The sequence below is a fragment of the Vibrio sp. CUB2 genome (assembly GCF_001557945.1).
GTDB classification, from domain to species: Bacteria; Pseudomonadota; Gammaproteobacteria; order Enterobacterales; family Vibrionaceae; genus Vibrio; species Vibrio owensii.
In genome coordinates this window covers 267460-287263 of the sequence record NZ_LNRB01000001.1, presented here as the reverse complement: position 1 = coordinate 287263, position 19804 = coordinate 267460, and the positions used below count along the sequence as shown (strand labels likewise).

Genomic DNA, 19804 nt, shown 5'->3' with positions numbered 1-19804 from the left:
ACTTCCTTTTCTTGCCGAGACTCAAGCGAGTCTCGGCATACAACAATTTTGGTATTCCTATACCATTTACGAAACGTCTAAGTCTTACAGTGCACCTTGCACTTTTTTAGCTACGTCTTGAGGAACCCATGCGGTCCAGATCTGTGGGTAGTTTTCTAGGAAATGGAACATGGTTTCTTCACCGTCTGCTTGATTGTCTTCCATCCAAGCGAGCAGTTGGTTCATGTCTGCATTGGTGAAACCACGTTTAGTGAAGTAGTCGTACGCTGCTGGAGAACGTGAAGCAAACTCTTCAGTGGTAATTGTGTGCACTGGTGAAGGTGGGTACATGGTTGCTTTTGGCGCTTCACAATCCGCTTGAGTAGTACAGCTCACGAACTCTTCTTCATTCACGCCGCTACCGAAATCGACTTTAACCATGTCGTACTTACCAAGAACCGCAGTTGGTGCCCAGTAATAACCAAACCATGCTTGTTCGCGTTCGTAAGCTTTTGCGATGGAACCAGATAGACCGGCACTTGAGCCTGGGTCAATGATGTCAAAACCTGAGTCAGCAAGATCCATTGCTTTGAAAAGGTTGCCTGCGCTGATCTGACAGTTCCAACCAGCAGGACAGCTGTAGAATGCGGATTTTGCTTTGTCTTCAGGATGAGAGAACAGCTTCGCGTGTTTTTTCACACCTTCGATGGTTTTCATTTCAGGGTATTGTTTAACAAGGTAGGCAGGGATCCAGAAACCTTCTTCACCGCCATCGACGAGTGCTTTACCAGCATAACGTAGGCGTTTTTCTTCAACACCTTTGTCTAGCGCATCTTTAAGGCTGTTGCTCCAAAGTTCTGGTGCCACATCGGGCTGTCCTTTTTCAATCATTGAGGTGCCGGTAGGCATGGTGTCGCCTGGGATGAGTTCGGCATCACAGCCGTAGCCGTGCTCAAGAATAAAACGGTCCACATTGGCAATCAGTGTTGCAGAGTTCCAGTTCATATCTGCAATGGTAACCGTTCCACACTCACTTGCGTTTGCGTTGGTCGCTGCTAGCGCACCAATCGCTAGTAGTAAGGGAGTTTTGTACGTCATATTGAGTTTCCTTTCTCTAAATAGCTCACTTAGGGTAACGAATTAATCATTAGTGTTCAAACTAATGTGTTAGATGAATTATAGCTTTATTTGTTAACAAGCGTGAAAATGATGGTGAACATTTGATGAAAATAGCCACAGAAATGCGAGGTTTTTTATCGACTCATGTCAATGAATCGTATGGTGGTTTGTATGTGTTGTTGCATTATTATTAGATGTCTAACGAATATTTCGCTATGGATACGATTTTTGCAAACTAAGATATTGGCATATGCTAAAAACTATAATTGGCATATGCCATAAACGGGCGTAAGGTGAAGGCGTTTTGTAGAGAGGATGTGATGGCGAGACCAAAAATAGAAAGACGCATATGTGGACGTGCAGCGCACCATTGCTTTAAGCCCAATGGTGTACCGTTTTACGAGCTAGAAAAAGTCAACATATTGCCAGAAGAACTAGAGGCATTGAGATTGGCCGATCTGGAAGGATTGAGCCAGCAACAAGCCGCTGACCAAATGGGAGTCTCTCGCCAGACCTTTGGTAATACGGTTAAAAGCGCGCGTTTTAAAGTCGCGAAAAGCCTAGTTGAGGGTCATGCACTTGTTTTTCCTGACCAGGAGTCAAACTCATGATTTACGCTATTCCGAATGACGGCGAACGCGTCGCCAATCACTTTGTTAAAGCCCCATACATTGCGATTTATTCCGATTCAGACGGACTGTTAAAGAATCTAGCTAACATTGCTTCTATGCCACAAGCTGGCTGCAAAGCAAAATCACAACTTATCCAATCTTTGCAAGAATACAAAGTGGATGCGGTGTTGGTTCGCAACATTGGTGAACGTGCGCTGGGTAAGCTTTTGAGCAGTGGTAAGCAAGTCTTTAAGCTATCGACTCGCAGTTCACTGGATGACGTGATGGGTGTGCCGCGATCGCCATTAACGCTTGCCACGCAAGGTCGACCTTCTACCAACCACGCCAAGAAAGGTGGTTGTGGAGGTTGTGGCAGCAAAAAAGCGCCGTCGCTATTGCTTAATCCTCAATCTCAATCCAAAAAAACACTCATGACGCTTCGTCCGATGAAACTCAAAGCATTGGTTTCTTCTTACGTGAAAGAGGTGAAGTAATGGTTTGGTTGTTCACTTTTCTTGGGTTCTTAGCCATCATTTTGTTGATGTCACTGGGCGTGATCTTTCATAACAAACGCATTCAAGGCAGTTGCGGTGGTTTGAATAACGTAGGCGTTGATAAAGTGTGTAACTGTGAGACTACTTGTGCAGACAACGAGCGCCGCCTCTATCAGATCCAAGAGCCGAGTTCGATAAGCTAACGCTCAGCTAAACCTGCCTCTAATGACACCGATTTGCACCACTTTGGTAATGTCTGTCTAAACCATTCTATATATTTGCTGGCTTGCGGATTGTTTCTGGAAACCAGCAAATTTGTCACTTCAATTACGATCCAAGCTTTTGCTAGTAGGACTGCAGTGGTGATTTCTGATTCTATCCCCTTTCCACCCATTGCTATGTATTGTTTTGCGACTTGTTTGTAGTCTTCCATGGTGCCCATTCCTGCCACTAAGGGCGATAGGTCAATCGCAGGATGACCAGTAGAAAAACGTTCCCAATCGAACAGTACCAACTCGCCATTATCCCTTAGCCCCCAGTTGCCTGCATTACTGTCTCCGGAAAGCAGGGTTTGGGGTTTGAAGAGGCATTTTGCTTGGGTTTGAAGGCGTCGGAGGTGAGCCTCGGTTTGAGCATCGAGATGGAGGGTTTCAAATGCTGATGTTGTTGCTTCATCTGTCCACGTATGGGATTTAAATATGGTGTTATTGGTGGGCTGTGGAGTTTGATGAATTTGGGCAAGGCGCCTCAAAACTCTTGGATCTTGTTGAAGGAATGCTTGATCTACTGGGTGAGGAATGTACTCAATCCATAACGTATTTTGCTCAGCGTCGAACCCAATGAATTCTGGGACAAGGATACCTTGCTGATTAAATTTGGCAGATTGATTTTGGTAAAACGCTACTTCAACCTGCGTAGGGTTGCGTTTCTCAATGACTTTAAGGCCTTCTTTTTCTGTTAGGAACACTTGGGCGCTGCCCATCTGGCTTAGCTCTTTTCGTGGCATCAATCTGCTTTCCATGCTGAATGGAATTTCAAGATAAACATCGAGCGTCCAATTGCCAACATCAAAATGCGTTGTTGCTCGCAAATACCTAGCGAAATGATGCGAAAAATTGGTAGTTAACTGGCTGAATTTACGATTATTTATCGATGTGTTCTTGGTTCTTTAGAGGTTGTCGATGAGTAGTAAACTGGCTGATTTTTCTGTACATATTCCTATTACGCCTGAGTTGTTTGAGTTTCAAACCGAAGTGAAGGAGAAGCTGTATGACTTTAACCACGCACGACCTTCTGAGCATTTAAAGAAAGCCGAGATCATCGAATCACTTCTTGGCAGTGCGAACGGCGTGAACATCGTGCCGCCGTTCTATTGTGACATGGGCAAGAACATTTACTTTACCCAAGGTGGCTTCCTGAATGCTGGCGTTACCATTCTCGATCTTGCGCCTGTTCATATTGGCGAGTACGTGCAAATTGGTCCCAATGTGGTGATCAGTACGGCAGGACACCCCTTTGATCTCGCTGAACGTGTTCGTCCGATAGCAACGGGCAACCCAATTACCATCGGTGATAGTGTGTGGATTGGTGCTGGTGCCATCATTTTGGATGGCGTGACAATTGGTGACCGAGCGATTATTGGGGCAGGCAGCGTGGTGACCAAAGACATCCCAGCAGATTGCGTTGCAGTGGGGAGTCCATGTCGCGTAGTGAAAACCATCGAGCAAAGCGAAATGCCATCGGAAGAAGAGATTATCGAGATGTGGCGACCGTTGATGGAAATGAAGTTGGATTAGACAAGAAGGTTTTCTAAAGCGAAGTATTTAAAACCAACGGTGAAGAACAGAACAAGGCGAGCACATGAGCTCGCCTTGTTGCTTTTAAACGGCTCCAAGTGGTGTGTATTGTTGCTCTAGTTGAGAAATAGGTTGGGGTTTGCTGAAGTAATAACCTTGCAGTAAATCCACGCCGAGTTCGCTTAAGCTAGAGACATGCTCTGCGGTTTCTACCCCTTCTGCGACCACGCGATAACCCAAACTTCTACCCATCAAAATCATAGTGGAAACGAAATCGAGGTTGGATTGATCTTTGATGATGTCGGCGATGAAAGAACGGTCGATTTTGACTTCACTCAATGGCAACTTCTTCAATAACGACAACGAAGAGAAGCCTGTTCCGAAATCATCCAAAGAGATGGTAATGCCCGCTTTTCTGAGCTTCTCAAGCGATTTCACACACAAGTCATAATCACTAATGGCTGCTGTTTCGGTGATTTCGATGCAGAACAGAGACAGCGGCAATCGGTAGTTAAGGATGGTTTGAATCACCTCGTCTGCAAAATAAGGCTGTACCAACTGACGTGCACTGATGTTGACCGAAATATGGCTCATTGATTGTAACCAAGCGGATTGCTGCACGTCACGACAGACTCGATTGAGAATGTATTCTCCCAATCGCGAGATCATACCTGCGTTCTCGGCGACTTGAATAAACTGACTTGGTGGGACAAAGCCAAGCGCTTCAGATTGCCAACGAGCCAAGGCTTCTACTGCAATCACACGCTGCGTTTTGTGGCACAGCTGAGGTTGGTAGAACACATCAATTTCGCTTTGTTCTAAAGCGCGATTTAGGTGGTGTTCGAACTTAATTAAGCTTTGTGTCGTCGCTTCCATGGTGTCGTTGTAATGCACCACTTTGCGCCCGCCGAGTTGCTTCGCTTGATACATGGCGATATCGGCTTTTTTCACCAACTCTTCAGGGCTATGGCCATCCGATGGGTAGAAGGAAATCCCTAAACTGCCTTGGCTGACCAATTCCATCTCTTCATGAATCATTGGCTTTTCGATGGTACGTAAAATCATGCTAGCAATCTGGTTGGCTTGGGCGGCATTGCTAACATGGCAGAAGAACAAGAACTCATCTCCGCCGAGTCGCGCAATGGTATGAGGCTCAACCAAAACACTCTCTAACTCTTTGGTTATGTGGCAAAGCAAGGCGTCGCCGACATGGTGTCCGAAAGAGTCGTTGATCATTTTAAAGCGGTTGAGATCCATCAACATGATGGCGCGAGGCTTATCTGGGTTGACGCTGATGTGTTCAACAATCTCTTCCATGATTTTGCGGCGGTTGGCGACACCCGTTAGCGCATCGAAATAGGCCATATGATGGATCTTCGCCGCGCTTTCTCGTTGCTCGGTCACATCCGTCATTGAGCCGATAAAGCGCACCGCATGACCTTGTGCGTTGCGTACTGCAGAGCCATTGGCTTGTACCCAGATATAGCTGTTGTCGTGTTTGCGAATACGAAATTCGGTTTTGAACGCCACTTTATCGACCAAGTGAGCTTGGATGTGTTCTTCTAATTGGTCGATGTCTTCTGGATGAATAAATTGGAACAGCTGATCGCAATCAATGTAGCGTTTGTGGGAGATGTTTTCATTGCCGAGCATGTTGACCAAGCGGCTGTTCCAACGCAGTTTATTGCTGGTCAAATCCCAGTCCCAAATACCGTCATTTGAGCTGTTTGATACCACCTTGAGTTGCTGCAGCAGTTGCTGTGAGTTCTTTTGACGTAAGGTGCTGGTGTTGAGTAGCGCATCACGTTCAATAAACAGAGACAACATATCGAGATAGTTGTTGAACACCGATTGGGTTCCGATGTTTTGCTGATCTTCAAGCGAATCGACCACGGCGACTAACTGCCACTGGTTTTTTTGCCCCGTAGCAATTGGCATCACTGTTGCAACAAAGTGTTCGCAGCCTTCAAGGAAAGGGAAGTCACGAATTTCATCACTTGCGGTGCTTTGTTTTGGCAGCGTGGTTGGTTGGGTCATGCCTTGTTCGACCCAACTCTCGATATGGTATTGCTCCTGATCGCACTGCGCTAAACATGCCCAATCGAGGTTGTTGCCATACAAGCTTTGAGCGTCCAAGATGGAGTTAAAACCGTTCTGAGCTTGAGAATAGAAGTTCTCAAAAATCTCTGCCGGAGAGCGGCCCTCCACATTCAGCAGCGCATGACGAATTGAGTTCGGACATTCTGTTGATTCATAGGTTGGATTACGATTACCACAGGACTGACGGATAACCAATTTCTGTGGCACTTGGTTAATCTGGTTTGAAAACGCAGCCCCTTGAATGCGTTCAATAGCTCGGCTAAATGCTCGGCGTGCCAGAACTTCTAATTGCTGATCGGCAGTGGTTAACGGTGGCTGAGTTTGTTTGCCGAAGAAGACGTTATCAATACCAACCACGGCGACTTCATTTGGTACGGCAACTTGCAAGTGCTTAAGCTGCTCCATCATGCCAATAGCGTTGTGGTCGGTAGCACAAATAACCGCCGTACATTGCGAGTTGCGCTGCACGAACTCAACGGCAGCTTCTCGTCCACCCGCTAATGAGCAGTTGCTAACGCTAAAGAAATCTTCGGGATTGAACGCTCCTTGATGCTGTGTAGCAGCATGTTGGTAGGCTTTAAAACGTGAACGTACATCGTTGACCGACAAGTCACCACAAAAACCAATGCGTTGATGTCCTTGCTCCAACAGCCAACGATACAAGGCTTTTACGCCGTCACTTTGAATGCTGATGAACTGCTCAACATCAAGCGGTGCGTAGCTTGCGCCCAAAGACAAAACTGGAATGCCTTTGCTCAGCGCCGTTTGCACAAGATGATCGGATGCAGAATGTAAAACCACCATCAATGCATCGAGATGATGCAAAGCAACAGACAGGTCGAAGTCTCGGCGATGCCCGCTACGAATAAATACCAAATTAACCCCATGTTGCTTAGCCATTTGGCGCAACGTGGCGTTAAGCTCTCCCATATAAAAACCGCTCAACATAGGCAAGATGATGCCGATGGTTGGGCGTTTATCAAAAACACGTCTATTCATCTGAATCAGCAAGTCGAGTAAAACTCAAAAAGAAAAAGGTCGCCTCTATGAGTAAGTTGAATATGAGGCTATTTGCATCCACACATTACTGACTAAAATCTCAAAAAAAAGACATAATTTGTGGAAATGATAATAGGCGCACGTTTGGTAGGGGATAGGATGAGTTCGCTGCCAGTTCGATGACGTAGTGTCAAAATTAAGTTCATGTCTAGTTTATAAAATGCTTTGAATTTAACAATAAAAACTGTCGAGAATGTCTAATTTTTACACAACTTGTTTTGCTTATTTTTTAACCACCTTTAGCTTTAAGGTTCGTCTTAACAAAGGAGAACCAAAATGGCATTTATGAAACAGGATATCCCAAACCGTGTAACGGTGTACCATGACAATGTCGATCAGGAACAAGAACTCAAGAACGCGATGTTGCCAGAGAAGCCGCGCTATTTTAACGGTTCTCCTACCTATAAAGCCGACAGTGTTGAACAGTTCCAATCCAAGCTTGAAGATATTGGTATGTCGTTAGACAAATAGACCTCAACTGAATACAACAACGCCCTCAAGTTTCGAGGGCGTTTTTTGTTGGTGAAGTTAAATGTGTTAAGTCTTAGCTTTGCTGCGTCGCTTCGTTGCAGCCCTGTTTTTGTACTGCTGGTGGCGCTGTTTCGTAAGGGCTGAGCGTCATGTTAAAACTGCCTTCACCGCCAGTAATTGAGCGTAGACGACGAGCATAATCTTGCAGCTCGTTGACCGGAGACTTGGCTCTTAACATAGTGAAGTTCGCATCGATAGGCTCAGTACCTTCAATAAGGCCGCGATTACCGGATAAGTCGCCGGATACATCACCCACATTCGCGGTTGGAATATGAAGCTCCATTTGAACAATCGGTTCGAGCACAATCGGGTCTGCGTTGTTGATCGCATCTAAAAACGCTTTCTTACCAGCGATGACAAACGCTATTTCTTTTGAGTCAACCGAGTGGTATTTACCATCGTAAACAGTCACTTCGACATCTTTGATTGGGTTACCAGAAATCGCTCCTTCTTCTAGTGCTTGGACAATGCCTTTTTCCACCGCTGGGATCAGCGCCGTAGGAATCGCGCCGCCTACCACTTTATTGATGAACTTGAAGCCTGCACCGCGTTCGAGTGGGCGTACTTTTAATTGTACTTCACCAAATTGACCGGCCCCGCCGCTCTGTTTCTTATGACGATAATGACCTTCTGCTGGTTTGGTTATGGTCTCAAAGTACTCGACGCTTGGTTGGCTGGTTTCCACTTCCAATTTGTAAACAGAAGACATTTTCTCCAGCGCTACTTTTAGGTGGAATTCACCCTGACCACTGATGATGGTTTCATTAGTGCGCGCACGATGTTCGATTCGAAGAGAAGGATCTTCACTGGCAATTTTATTCAGTACATCCCCAAGTTTTTGCTCGTCGCCACGCTTAACAGGTTTTAGGCACAGCGAGTACATTGAATCAGGGAAGTTGAGGGTTTTAAGTTGCACGCCATCTTCTTCATGAGAGTCATGAACAATGGAATCAAATTCCAACTCATCCACTTTGGCGAGTACACAGAAATCGCCGGCAAGCGCCCTTGGGATCTCCGTTCTGTCTTTGCCTTGCAATTGGTAGAGATGACCGACTTTGAACGCTTTGTTGCTTTCGCCAATGTAGAGTTGACTGCCTGCGTTGATTTCACCTTGGTAAACACGCAAGTAGGCGAGTTTGCCCATGTAAGGATCGACGCTGATCTTGTACACATGCGCTACGCTGTGCTCAAGTGCTTCACAGTTTACTTTGACCTTTTTACCGTTTTTCTCCAACAGCGGTGGGTTACCTTCATTTGGCATCGGCATGATTTCAGCTAGGGTTCTCAGTAGCAGTTCTACCCCTGCGCCAGTTTCGGACGACACAAAGCAGATTGGAATTACGTGTCCGGTTCTCAATGCTTCTTCAAACGGATCATGCAGCTGTTCTGCTGTCAGTTCTGAGCCTTGTTCAAGATACAGTTCCATCAGCTCTTCATCGACTTCAATCACTTGGTCTATCAAGGTTTCATGCGCTTCTTCGACTTTGGCGAGCAAGGTGTCGCGTTCGATCTCTGGTTCGAAATAGCAATCTACTACCGATTGAGCATCGGCAGAAGGTAAGTTGATTGGTAAGCAGTTGTCACCGAAGTGTTCGATGATGTTTTCCATCACGGCTTCAAGTTGGTTACCGTGATTGTCGAGCTTGTTGATGATGATCATCTGGCACTTTTGCTGCTCTTTAGCAAAGGCGAACAAGCGGTCAGAAGTTTGGTTGATGGGCATTTGTGGGTCGATGATCAACGCGGAAGTTTCGACGGCAGGGAACACGCTGAGTGTGCGTCCGAGTAATTCACTTTGTCCGGGAGTGTCGATGACATTGAGGCGGTGTTTGTTCCAACTTAAGGCAACTGGGGTGGCTTCGATACTGTGTTGATATTGGATGGATTGTTGGTCGAAATCGGTCACCGTATCGCCTTTTTCCACACAACCTAAATGGTTGGTAGCTTGGCAGGTGTAGAGCAGTTTTTCTATCAGTGTGGTTTTGCCGGTACCCGTTTGACCGACAAAGGCGACGTTGCGGATCTTATTGATAGGCATAGAGCCTCCTTGCAAATGACGTGCGAAACCGAGTGAGCCTTTAGCGGCCAATCAACGGTTCCAAAGCAAACCTGATATCAGGCACGAACTGCATTGGAGTAGGGCGGGTTTACCGCCTTTTCGTCTTCCATGTCATTTTTCGGATGACTCTATACATACAACCACCACCTTGCTGAAAAAGCGCATTAGAGGTTACTACGTTATTAGCATGCCGTAATAACCCCGTAATTTATGTGACTTATTTCATGCTGGCGGTGATTGTTTTTTAATCTAGGTCATGAAATGGGTGATGGGGTGATCAGTGACCCTTTACAGGACGATTTCACCTTCTCGATATACCAAAGCAGGCTCAACATCCTGACCCAGTAAAACCGGACCATCTAAGTCGACCACTTTCGATTGAACAGCGATGGGTAGAGCTGCTCGCATCGCTAGTGAAGTGCCTAACATGCAACCTGACATCAAGGTAAAGCCAAGGCGTTTCGCTTCTTCTGCAAGCAATAAGGCTTCGGTTAGACCACCTGTCTTGTCGAGCTTGATGTTGACCATTTCGTATTTGCCTACCAATTCATGCAATTGTTGGCGCGTATGGCAACTTTCATCGGCACAAAGTGGAATAGGGTGCGAAATGTCTTTTAGCTTTTCATCGTCATTCGAGGGTAAAGGCTGCTCAATCATCGCAATATTCAGTGGCGCTAGCGCGGCAAAGGTGGCGTCTAAATCCAGCTCTTGCCATGCTTCGTTCGCATCCAGCACGATCATCGCATCGCCTGCCGCTTCACGAACTGCGCGAACACGTTCAATCACTTGTTCGCCATCGAGCTTCACTTTAAGTAGTTTTGCGCCTTGTTCGATGTAACTACAGGTCTGGTTTGCCATTGCCTCTGGCGTGTTAATCGACACGGTCATCGCAGTGACAATCGATGCTGGCAGTTCAAATAAATCTTGAGTGTGTTGCTTGCCCGCTAGTTTAGCTTGCAAGTTCCACATCGCACAGTCGAGTGCATTACGTGCAGCACCACCAGGGAGAAGGGTTTGCAGCTTTTCTCTAAGGGAGACTATGTTCGCATCGCCTTTGGCAAACAAACCTTGCAGTTCATGAGCGGCTTGAGAAATGGCTTTGATCACCGATTCCACCGACTCGCCGTAACGGGGATAAGGCGTACATTCACCTTGGGCACTGATGCCGTTCTGCTCTATGGTTACTCGTACCACGTGACATTCGGTTCGACTGCCACGTGATATACGGAAAGGCGTCGCCATCGCAATGGTGACGGGCTCTACATGAATTTTCATCGCGTCTACAATCCTTAAATCGCAACTTAAATCGCAATAATCTGTTGAGCAATTTGCTCTACGCCAAAACGCACAGGATCGGTCACTGGTACTTGGTATTTCTCCGTCCAGTCTTGGCAAAGCTGTGCGGCATCATCTTCACTGATTGCAGAAGTATTCAAGCAGATTCCGACAAGACGTGTGTCAGAGTTTGTTAAACGTGCAGCTTGTAAATTCGCTTCGATGGTTTGTTCAATCGTTGGCAACTTAGCATGAGGAAGGTTGCGAATGTGCGGGCGACCGATCTCGTGACACAATACTAAAGCGTCTGCTTGTGCGCCGTGAAGCAAGCCTAAACTCACGCCAGCAAAAGACGGATTGAATAGTGAACCTTGTCCTTCAATGATGTCCCATTCGTGGTCAGTAAACTCAGGACTAATGGCTTCCACCGCACCAGAGATAAAGTCCGCGACAACCGCATCAATCGAAATACCACTGCCCGCGACTAAGATGCCCGTTTGACCTGTGGCTTTGAACTCAGCTTTACAACCAGCTTGCTGCAAGGCTTTCTCAATCGCGAGGGCCGAGAACATTTTTCCAACCGAGCAATCGGTGCCAACCGTTAGCAAGCGTTTACCCGAGCGCGTTTTACCATTGCCTACTTTCAGCGGTTCATCATAATGGCGCACATCGTGCAATTTGGTTAAACCGCGTTGCTGTAAGTCATTCAAAGGCGCGAACTCAGAAAGACGTTGATGCATACCCGAGGCAATTTCAAACCCCATTTCCGCCGCTTCCAGTAACGTCGCCTGCCATGATTCAGGAATGACACCACCAGGGTTTGCTGTACCAATGACGAGCGTTTTCGCGCCTTGCTGTTGAGCCTGTTGCAGCGTCATGTCGGTTAAACCTAATGAGACGGTTTCTGACGTAAGACGAAGCTGACCCAAACAAATCTCTGGGCGCCATTGATGGATACCGCGTGCAGTTTTTGCGGCTAATGGATCAGTGACGTCGCCAAGAAAAAGTAGGTAAGGTTGAGCAATTTGCATGATGGTTCCCTCTGTCATTCGTACGTTTTCAGACAATGTAGTCAGTTTGAAGAGGGAAGCCGAATGCCTATTTGTTGTGTGCCTATAACTTGAGGTTATAGGCGGGAGTTAGTGCTAACTTACTGATTAACATGTTGCTTTAGCGACTCAATAAAAAGCTTGGTCGATATGGATTGCGGCGAGTGTTCTGCAAACAAGATAGAGATAGAAAATGACAGCGCCGGAGAAAGTGAGCGCACGCTGACTGATTCGTCATCTTGATACTGTTTTGCTGTCCATGGGTCGACAATCGCAAAACCCGCATGATGCTTGACTAGCTCGGCGGCAGCGGCGTAACTACGTACTGTGATCGCATGGTGATAATGTTCATCACGCGCAGAGAGTGTTTGATGTAGCAACAAACCGAGTGGGTCTCGACTGTCCAAGCCGATGATTGGCAATTCGTGCTGAATCAAATCATCAAACGATATCGCGTCGTCAGTCGAATTGAGCGCTTCTTTTGGTGCAATCAAAACAAGTTGCTGCTTGAGTAAAACCTCACTCAAAATCGCGGGTGGCGCTTCTTCACCAAAGGCAATCGCTACATCCAATTCGTGCTTAAGTAAGCCTGAACACAGCTCATCACGGTTTGCCGTTAATAGTTCAAATGAGATGCCTTGTTGCTTCGACAACGTAGCAACCGTTGGGGCAAGCAGTTGGGAAGCCAAGACAGGCGGCGCTCCGACTCTCAAGTGCTGAGTGCCTTGTTTTACCTTATTGGTGAGGGAGCGAAACTGCCCAAGTTGTTGGTAGACTTTCTCGGCTTCTGGCAGTAGGGCTTTGGCTTCTTGGGTCGGTACTAAGCGGCCTTTGACGCGCTCAAACAGGGCAAAGCTAAGTTGTTGTTCCGTATGGGCAAGTACCCGAGTGACATTAGGCTGCGATACATGCAATAGGCGCGCGGCACCAGACACGGTTCCGGTCTGCATGATGGCGTAAAAGACTTCCAATTGTCTTAAATTCACTGCGGTTTCCTGTTGTTTCGTTTGAGCTAGAAGCTAGCTTATCCAATTCTTACGCCTTTTAACAATAGTTGGTAATTGCCCTCAGCTTGAGTAAGATGAGTTGGTAACCCCTTAGTTTTCACGGAATTATGACTGAGTTATTTGATCAAAAAAGTTTGCAGCCGCTGTACATTCAAGTCGCGGATGAATTAAAGCGCGAAATTGATAAAGGTATTTACCCTGCAGGCAGTAAGCTTCCATCGGAAAATCAACTGGTGGAGTTACTCAAAGTCAGTCGAGTGACGGTTCGTAAAGCGCTCCAACAGCTTAATAATTTGGGCTACACCTTCTCAGAAAAAGGCAAAGGGACGTTCGTTAAATCCAACAAATTGCGTCATGATTTCTTGTCCATGTCCGGCTTTGCTCAAGAAGCGGCAGGCTCAGGGTTAGAAGCTAAGAACATTGTTGATGCGTTTGAAGTGGTTCCTGCAGACGAGTTAGTCGCTGAAAAACTCAATATTGCGCAAGGTGAGCCAGTTAACTTTGCTCGTCGTTTACGTCTGATTAATGATCAGGTTGTCTCTTATGAGGAGTTCTATATTCCTCGTGTTCTTTTGCCTAATTTAACGCAACAAGACCTTGAAGGCTCAAAGTTCGAATACTTAAGTCGTCATGGCATTGAGATGGTGAAAACGCAGCAGAAATTGATTCCTGCCTTACCGGATGATGCGGCACAGAAACTGTTGGTGGTCGATAAGCTGGATCCTATCTTGATCAACCAATCTCAGAACTTCTATGAAGAACAAGGGATATACGAGTATTCCATCGTTTACTACAAGTCGAGTTTGTACGACTTTGAAATCACCGCACGAGTTTAAAGACCTTGAATTAAACGAATATTGAACGAATTGAAAAATAGCCCACCGATGTGGGCTATTTTTTTATTTATAGGTTTAATAACTAAGCAACTCCATGCATTTTGAATCAATAACAAGTGTGACGTGTGACAAAAAACGAGAATGAAAAATACAACCTGTATCTAACCTGTATTACGATAAATACAAGTTGAATACAGGTTGTTATTTCTTTGCACTCTTTGGAGACAAAAATTATGGCGCGAGATGCGAAAGTTGTAGCGAGTAAAGTGATGTCCTTGCTAGGTGGTGAGGGCAACATCGCACAACTTAATCACTGTGCAACACGACTGCGTGTTGTGGCCAAGGACGATGGACTAGTAGACGCGGAAGGACTCAGCGCGACAGAAGGGGTACACGGTTACTTCTTCCAAAACGGACAGCACCAAGTGATCTTGGGTACTGGTTTTGTGGGTAAAGTATTTGCCATTATGAAAGGCAATGAAGCGATTGAAGAAGCGCCACAAACCGAAGAGAGGAAAGACAAAGTCAGCACCTTTCAAGCAGTGACGCGTACCTTCTCTGATATCTTTGTTGCCATTATTCCAGCACTGGTTGCTACGGGTCTTTTGATGGGCTTACGTGGTTTGCTCGTCAACGGTTTTGGCATGGAGCTATCGCCACAGTTAAACACGCTTTCGCAAGTTCTGACCGACACGGCATTTATCTTTATCCCAGTTTTGGTGACTTGGTCTGCGATGCGCGTGTTTGGTGGTAACCCGGTTCTCGGTATTGTGCTCGGCCTGATGCTAGTTGCGCCGCAATTGGCGAGTAAGTGGGATGTAGCCTTTGGCAACGCAGAAGCCATGATCATTCCGTTTATGGGGTTTGATATCGCAGTAACCGGTCTGCAAAGCTCGATTCTTCCTGCGGTATTTATGGGTTGGTTCGCGGCGATGGTGGAGCGCACTTCGCGCAAACACATTCCAGAAGTGTTGGACTTAATCCTCACACCTTTCATTACCTTGTTGGTGTCTCTGATTGCTGGCTTGGTGTTCGTAGGCCCACTTCTGCTTGGTATCGAGAAACTGATTACTGAGGCGGTGCTGTACTTCTTGCAAATTCCTTACGGTATCGGCGGTTTGATTTACGGTGGTGCTATTCAATTTATGGCCGTGACAGGTATGCACCACACCATCGTTCCAATCACGATTGCGATGGTGACAGACACAGGCTTCGACTACATCAACCCACTTGGTACAGCGGCGATTGCTGGTCAGTTTGGTGCGGCGATGGCGGTCATGACTATGCAAACAGACAAAGTAAAACGCTCTGGCATGTTTGGCGCCGCACTTCCTGCACTATTTGGTATCACAGAGCCTGCAATGTTTGCGATTACGCTTCCTCGCGTTAAGCCTTTCCTATACGGCTGTGTCGGTGGTGCGATTGGTGGCTGTCTTGGTGCTATCGCAGGCATCGGCTCCGCGGGTACAGGCGCAACCATGCTACCGGGTATGTTGTTGTACCTCGGCGGTGGTCTAGGCATGTACATGCTTGTCATGCTGGTGGGCGCAGTGTCGGCTTTCGCTCTAACAAAACTGTTCTACAAAGAACCAAAGTAATTCTTTTCACTCCCGTTACTTAGCGGGAGTGCTTTCTCTTTTTGGAGTCGTTATGGATTTTTCTAATCGCCAAAATCGATTTGTGAGAATCGATGAGGTGAGCGCGGAATATTTGGCAGACATTAAGCATAAAACGAAAACAGACCCGTTTTATCCGAGCTACCACATTGCCCCGCATCATGGTTTAGTGAATGACCCAAATGGTCTGAGCTACTTTAATGGTGAGCATCATATTTTCTATCAGTGGTTTCCACTAGGCCCCGTGCACGGTTTGAAACATTGGTATCACGTATCGACCAAAGATTTCGTCAACTTTAACGATCGCGGCATTGCGATGTATCCAGACCAAGATTATGACCATCACGGTTGTTACACGGGCGTGGGTGTTCCTCACAATGACGAATTGTACTTGTTTTACACCGCCAACCTTCTGAATGAAGAGGGGAAAGGCTTGCCAACACAAGCACTCGCGGTGATGGATAAACAAGGCAAGACCGAGAAAAAAGGCGTTGTGGTTGAGTTTAATTCTGATGCGTACACGCAAGAATTCCGTGATCCAGTATTAGTCACTCGTGACGACGGTTACCACATGCTGATAGGTGCCCAAGGGCATGATGAAAAAGGCAAGCTTGCTTATTATCACGGTTCCGATATCGATGATTACCACTATCAAGGCAATATTGATGTGGGTCTGGGTGATTTCGGTTATATGTGGGAATGCCCTAATTATTACGAACAAGATGAAAACGGCGTATTTATCTTCTCTCCTCAAGGCGTAAGCTCAGAGAGTAAATATGACCTGAAGAACGTTTTCTCTGTGGTGTACATGGTGGGTGAGCGCATTGATTTTGAGAACAAAGTCTTTCCTAATCAGGGTTACCGAGAGTTGGATAAAGGCTTTGATTTCTACGCTCCTCAGACCTATCTCGATGATCAGCAGCGACGTATTCTGATTGGTTGGTTGGGTAACTCGAAGAGTGAATACCCAACCGATAAGAACCGCTGGGCGCATATGCTGACGTTACCTCGAGTCTTGACCATTGAAGGGGATTACCTCATTCAAAGCCCATTACAAGAATTGGAAGCGTTACGCAAAGACTCTGTCGAAGTCGAAGAATCACACTCGTTGGATTCTCAAGCATTTGAGGTCGAGCTTCATGTTGATGGCGCTTTCTCTTTGGTTCTGTCCAACCAGAAAGGTGAGCGAATGGTATTTAGTGGTGATCAACATGAGTTCACCCTAGATCGAACTCATGTTTCTCATTTGCATGCTGAGGCTTTTGGTACCGTTCGTTATGCCAAGCGATTTGAACAAGCACAGCGTATTCGTCTCTTCGTGGATAACTCTGCTATCGAGATTTTTGCCGACAGTGGTAAGACGGTTTTCACTTCGCGGATCTTTATTGATGATCTGTGCAACATCGAGCTCGAACAGGCTCAAGCAACACTGCATTACTTGTCCCCAATCTCTTACTGCTAGCAGTTTCGGATTGGTTTTTGGCCACCAACTTGGTGGCCTTTTTTGTGCCTGCTATTTAGCAATGAAATTGATTCATAAATTTTGTGATATCTGTCATGTCACAATGCTCATATGAATGAATTTGATTTCTATCAATTTCACTCAAAAAAATGCTTTAAAATCCGATAATTATAATTTTTTATATTTAAGTTGCTGTAATTAAAGGTAAATAACTAAAGATCTAAAATCGTGATCTCGTCAAGCAAAAACGGTTTAGCAGTATTGTTTTGCTGGTTTTGTTGATCAAGAATTAGCCCCGTCCACTGCTAATGATCGGCCAGTTAATTAGCAGTTCTTTTTTGTCCATAGCTACACATAAGCCCTCCTTTAAGGCGGGCAAACTATTAAAAAATACAAATATAGGGGTTCACATGAACAACACTTTTAAGCTTTCGCTAGCGGCTGTTTTAGTATCAACAGCAATGACTGCAAACGCAGGTATCAGCATCGTTGACAACGAAGAAGGTAACTTCTCGGTTGGCGGTAACGTAGAGCTAAACTTCAACTTTGAAGATCGTGAATCAAACGCCAATGACGACAGCGAGTTCAATCAAGACGGTCGCGTACTTATCGAGTTTGCGGGCGAGAAGTACACCAGCAACGGTCACTATGTGGGTGTCAAAGCACAGCCTCTTTTTGAAAGTACAGGCAACATCGCACTGGATGACGCGTACTTTGAATTTGGTAAGAAAGACGGTTGGGCGATTAAAGCGGGTCGTTTCGAAGCTTATGATATGTTCCCTGTGGGCCTAGACGTATTCCTTGAGTATTCAGGCGATACGGCGAATGACCTATACGCAGACGGTGCGGCATACTCTTACCAAATGAAAGAAGCGCGCGGTCGTGGTTCTGATGGTCAGATCATGTACAACCAAACATTCGGCAACCTATATGTAGAAGTGGGTGCGATGTTGGGTGACCGTTCTAACTTATTTGATGGCGGCGTTGGTGGTTATTACCACGGTAAAGAAATCACAGAAAGCAAAGATGCATTCCTACTACGACCTGTCGTTGCTTACCAAATGGGTGATTTCACAGTCGCAGCATCGATGGAGACTAACCTAGTTTCTGACGCTATTGTTGCCGATGGCGTGGACATCTCAGATCGTACGGGTTACGGCTTAACAGGTAACTGGACAAGCGGTGATTGGTCTGTGAACGCAAGTGTTTCTTACCTAGATGCAGTAGACGAGAACAACATGTCGGCAGGTGTGAACGCATTGTGGAACAACCTAGGTCTTGGTTACATCTACTCAACGAACGAATTCGAAAACAAAGAATTTTCTTCTTGGGCGGAAGGTGACGTAAACGTGTCAACTTGGTACGCTTCTTACGCATTCCGTGATGTGCTAGAAGTTCAGGATTTCTCAATCCTATTAGGTACTTACTACACTATGGTCGACAACAAGCTGACGCAGCAATCGGATGCAACTGCCTTTGCTGAAGAAGACGATTTCGGTGCGCGTGTTCGCCTATACTACGAATTCTAATTCCTCCCTTTGGAAGCCAAAAGCCCAGCGATTGCTGGGCTTTTTGTTATTGGCTTGTGGCAAGTTGGCCATCGCCATTCATTTTATGATTCAAATACCACATCACACAGACTGCCATCGCCATGGTGCCAGCCGCCAGAATGAAGCCATACTCGGTCAAACCATAGTGGCTCAACATCGCAATAACAACATAACTTAAAGATTGCACGGTAGTGGCGAACATGCTGATTCCGCCGTCGACTCGCCCTCGTTGATGGACAGAGACAGTGTGGTGCATCCAATTGATTCTTGCGATTCGATTTAACGCGTTAAATGTGCCAAAGAGTGCAGTAAACATCAGAATGGTCAGTGGATGTGCGGATAAGCTCATTCCAATTAAAGCAATTACTAACACGCTCATCGATACGACAATAATGCTGGTGTGACCAAACTGATTCAGTACCTTGGTAACGATAAGTCCGGTTAGTAATGAACCCAAGCCAAAGCTGATGTTAAACCCTGCGTACCAATCACCCGAGATACCTTGCTCCGAGAACCAAATAGGCACCAATTTTCCAAGATAAGTCAGAATGGGATAAGACAAGCAAGACAGCAAAATGAAAGCGTAAAAGGTCGGCTCTTTAGCAAAGATTTGCTTGCTCTCTTTTAACTGCGACATAAAGGCAACAGTGTGAGTGTCTCTGATTTGCTGCACGTACGGCGTGGCCATATAGAAAAGGGCGGCGATAGAAGAAGCTGAGGCAGCAAACAAAGCAAATTCCTTCATGCCCCACATCTCTAATAACACGATACCCAGAGCGCCTGCGCCCAGCGTGGTCGATTGCATCACGATTTCTTGCTGACCGGAAATTTTGGCGTATTCATGGCGTTGGTAGTTCTCTTGGGTGAAAGCATTATTGGTTGTCCATGCGAAGTTACTGGATACCCAATAGACCAATTGTGCAAACGCTAACAACCAATGTGAGCCAAGCTCAAACCAGTACGCGACAAAAATGATGAACGCCATACCAGCTTGTAACCACTGATTGAGCACGAGTAACTGCTTTCTTGAATGGCGGTCGATAAGAGTGGAGAAGAAAGGTGTAGCCAAGAAAGAAACCGCAGTACAAGAGAGTGAGACCAAAGCAACAAAGGTTCCCATTCCGGGTTCAGCCAACATTACCCATGGCAGTGCCATCATAAATAATCCGGAAGAAATGCTATCGAAGAATCGCCCAGCCAAGTAGGGCAGCGTTTTATTTTTCATCGTTTTTATCTGCTTAATTTGTTAACGTGGTGTAAC

At 46.1% G+C, this 19804-nt stretch carries 17 protein-coding genes; 9 read left to right on the top strand and 8 right to left on the bottom strand.

Annotated elements, in window-relative coordinates; all coding sequences use genetic code 11:
• Positions 1 to 84: 84 nt before the first annotated feature.
• Complete coding sequence (locus ATB78_RS01295) at positions 85 to 1077, bottom strand: ABC transporter substrate-binding protein (RefSeq protein ID WP_005441515.1); 993 nt, start codon at positions 1075 to 1077, stop codon at positions 85 to 87.
• A gap of 341 nt (positions 1078 to 1418) precedes the next feature.
• Between ATB78_RS01295 and ATB78_RS01290 the strand changes: the two genes are divergently transcribed.
• Genes ATB78_RS01290 through nqrM form a run of 3 tightly spaced genes read left to right on the top strand, consistent with a single transcriptional unit; the run spans position 1419 to position 2406 of the window.
• A complete protein-coding gene (locus tag ATB78_RS01290; protein WP_005452940.1) occupies positions 1419 to 1709 on the top strand; it encodes a DUF134 domain-containing protein in 291 nt (96 codons plus the stop codon).
• Positions 1706 to 2203: a NifB/NifX family molybdenum-iron cluster-binding protein gene (locus tag ATB78_RS01285; protein ID WP_045483823.1), complete on the top strand. Its 498-nt coding sequence runs from the start codon at positions 1706 to 1708 to the stop codon at positions 2201 to 2203. The genes ATB78_RS01290 and ATB78_RS01285 overlap by 4 nt, the downstream gene beginning before the upstream one ends.
• A complete protein-coding gene (gene nqrM, locus ATB78_RS01280) occupies positions 2203 to 2406 on the top strand; it encodes a (Na+)-NQR maturation NqrM (RefSeq protein WP_009706374.1) in 204 nt (67 codons plus the stop codon). Before ATB78_RS01285 ends, nqrM begins: the two co-directional genes overlap by 1 nt.
• On the opposite strand, the gene ATB78_RS01275 is transcribed toward nqrM, so the two are convergent.
• Positions 2403 to 3209: a phosphotransferase gene (locus ATB78_RS01275; RefSeq protein ID WP_061007594.1), complete on the bottom strand. Its 807-nt coding sequence runs from the start codon at positions 3207 to 3209 to the stop codon at positions 2403 to 2405. The genes nqrM and ATB78_RS01275 overlap by 4 nt on opposite strands.
• A gap of 175 nt (positions 3210 to 3384) precedes the next feature.
• Here ATB78_RS01275 and ATB78_RS01270 point away from each other — a divergent pair, with 175 nt between their 5' ends.
• Positions 3385 to 3999 carry a sugar O-acetyltransferase gene (locus ATB78_RS01270; RefSeq protein ID WP_061007593.1) on the top strand — a complete coding sequence of 205 codons (615 nt, stop codon included), beginning with the start codon at positions 3385 to 3387 and terminating at the stop codon, positions 3997 to 3999.
• A gap of 84 nt (positions 4000 to 4083) precedes the next feature.
• On the opposite strand, the gene ATB78_RS01265 is transcribed toward ATB78_RS01270, so the two are convergent.
• A complete protein-coding gene (locus ATB78_RS01265) occupies positions 4084 to 7098 on the bottom strand; it encodes an EAL domain-containing protein (RefSeq protein WP_081096547.1) in 3015 nt (1004 codons plus the stop codon).
• Positions 7099 to 7434: 336 nt separating this feature from the next.
• On the opposite strand from ATB78_RS01265, the gene ATB78_RS01260 reads away from it, so the two are divergent.
• Positions 7435 to 7629 (top strand): hypothetical protein, encoded by a 195-nt coding sequence (locus ATB78_RS01260; protein WP_020196099.1) that lies wholly within the window; start codon positions 7435 to 7437, stop codon positions 7627 to 7629.
• A 73-nt stretch (positions 7630 to 7702) separates the two neighbouring features.
• Here ATB78_RS01260 and fusA read toward each other — a convergent pair whose 3' ends face one another.
• The 4 genes from fusA to ATB78_RS01240 all read right to left on the bottom strand — a co-directional run bounded on the left by fusA (position 7703) and on the right by ATB78_RS01240 (position 13058).
• Entirely contained in the window at positions 7703 to 9727 is a 2025-nt protein-coding gene (gene fusA, locus ATB78_RS01255) for an elongation factor G (protein WP_061007592.1), read from the bottom strand.
• A gap of 309 nt (positions 9728 to 10036) precedes the next feature.
• Entirely contained in the window at positions 10037 to 11023 is a 987-nt protein-coding gene (dgcA, locus tag ATB78_RS01250) for an N-acetyl-D-Glu racemase DgcA (RefSeq protein WP_061007591.1), read from the bottom strand.
• A 26-nt stretch (positions 11024 to 11049) separates the two neighbouring features.
• On the bottom strand, positions 11050 to 12054 hold the full coding sequence (dgcN, locus tag ATB78_RS01245; RefSeq protein ID WP_061007590.1) for an N-acetyltransferase DgcN: 1005 nt from the start codon (positions 12052 to 12054) through the stop codon (positions 11050 to 11052).
• 119 nt (positions 12055 to 12173) lie between these two features.
• On the bottom strand, positions 12174 to 13058 hold the full coding sequence (locus tag ATB78_RS01240; RefSeq protein ID WP_061007589.1) for a LysR family transcriptional regulator: 885 nt from the start codon (positions 13056 to 13058) through the stop codon (positions 12174 to 12176).
• Between the two features lie 128 nt (positions 13059 to 13186).
• Here ATB78_RS01240 and ATB78_RS01235 point away from each other — a divergent pair, with 128 nt between their 5' ends.
• From ATB78_RS01235 to ATB78_RS01220, 4 genes are all read left to right on the top strand, one after another.
• The gene (locus tag ATB78_RS01235) at positions 13187 to 13915 is read left to right on the top strand and encodes a GntR family transcriptional regulator (protein WP_061007588.1); all 729 of its coding nucleotides are present in this window, start codon (positions 13187 to 13189) and stop codon (positions 13913 to 13915) included.
• 233 nt (positions 13916 to 14148) lie between these two features.
• A complete protein-coding gene (locus ATB78_RS01230; protein ID WP_061007587.1) occupies positions 14149 to 15513 on the top strand; it encodes a PTS transporter subunit EIIC in 1365 nt (454 codons plus the stop codon).
• Positions 15514 to 15565: 52 nt separating this feature from the next.
• Positions 15566 to 16993: a sucrose-6-phosphate hydrolase gene (locus ATB78_RS01225; protein WP_061007586.1), complete on the top strand. Its 1428-nt coding sequence runs from the start codon at positions 15566 to 15568 to the stop codon at positions 16991 to 16993.
• Between the two features lie 410 nt (positions 16994 to 17403).
• Positions 17404 to 18522, top strand: coding sequence for a carbohydrate porin (locus tag ATB78_RS01220; RefSeq protein WP_020196091.1), 1119 nt, complete (start codon positions 17404 to 17406; stop codon positions 18520 to 18522).
• A 46-nt stretch (positions 18523 to 18568) separates the two neighbouring features.
• On the opposite strand, the gene ATB78_RS01215 is transcribed toward ATB78_RS01220, so the two are convergent.
• Positions 18569 to 19768, bottom strand: a complete 1200-nt coding sequence (locus ATB78_RS01215; protein WP_061007585.1) for an MFS transporter — start codon at positions 19766 to 19768, stop codon at positions 18569 to 18571.
• Positions 19769 to 19804 lie beyond the last annotated feature (36 nt).

Bases quoted from the DNA above. Each gene is read 5' to 3' on its own strand.
- ATB78_RS01295 (WP_005441515.1), bottom strand. From the start codon at position 1,077: ATGACGTACAAAACTCCCTTACTACTAGCGATTGGTGCGCTAGCAGCG.
- ATB78_RS01290 (WP_005452940.1), top strand. From the start codon at position 1,419: ATGGCGAGACCAAAAATAGAAAGACGCATATGTGGACGTGCAGCGCAC.
- ATB78_RS01285 (WP_045483823.1), top strand. From the start codon at position 1,706: ATGATTTACGCTATTCCGAATGACGGCGAACGCGTCGCCAATCACTTT.
- nqrM (WP_009706374.1), top strand. From the start codon at position 2,203: ATGGTTTGGTTGTTCACTTTTCTTGGGTTCTTAGCCATCATTTTGTTG.
- ATB78_RS01275 (WP_061007594.1), bottom strand. From the start codon at position 3,209: ATGCCACGAAAAGAGCTAAGCCAGATGGGCAGCGCCCAAGTGTTCCTA.
- ATB78_RS01270 (WP_061007593.1), top strand. From the start codon at position 3,385: ATGAGTAGTAAACTGGCTGATTTTTCTGTACATATTCCTATTACGCCT.
- ATB78_RS01265 (WP_081096547.1), bottom strand. From the start codon at position 7,098: ATGAATAGACGTGTTTTTGATAAACGCCCAACCATCGGCATCATCTTG.
- ATB78_RS01260 (WP_020196099.1), top strand. From the start codon at position 7,435: ATGGCATTTATGAAACAGGATATCCCAAACCGTGTAACGGTGTACCAT.
- fusA (WP_061007592.1), bottom strand. From the start codon at position 9,727: ATGCCTATCAATAAGATCCGCAACGTCGCCTTTGTCGGTCAAACGGGT.
- dgcA (WP_061007591.1), bottom strand. From the start codon at position 11,023: ATGAAAATTCATGTAGAGCCCGTCACCATTGCGATGGCGACGCCTTTC.
- dgcN (WP_061007590.1), bottom strand. From the start codon at position 12,054: ATGCAAATTGCTCAACCTTACCTACTTTTTCTTGGCGACGTCACTGAT.
- ATB78_RS01235 (WP_061007588.1), top strand. From the start codon at position 13,187: ATGACTGAGTTATTTGATCAAAAAAGTTTGCAGCCGCTGTACATTCAA.
- ATB78_RS01230 (WP_061007587.1), top strand. From the start codon at position 14,149: ATGGCGCGAGATGCGAAAGTTGTAGCGAGTAAAGTGATGTCCTTGCTA.
- ATB78_RS01225 (WP_061007586.1), top strand. From the start codon at position 15,566: ATGGATTTTTCTAATCGCCAAAATCGATTTGTGAGAATCGATGAGGTG.
- ATB78_RS01220 (WP_020196091.1), top strand. From the start codon at position 17,404: ATGAACAACACTTTTAAGCTTTCGCTAGCGGCTGTTTTAGTATCAACA.
- ATB78_RS01215 (WP_061007585.1), bottom strand. From the start codon at position 19,768: ATGAAAAATAAAACGCTGCCCTACTTGGCTGGGCGATTCTTCGATAGC.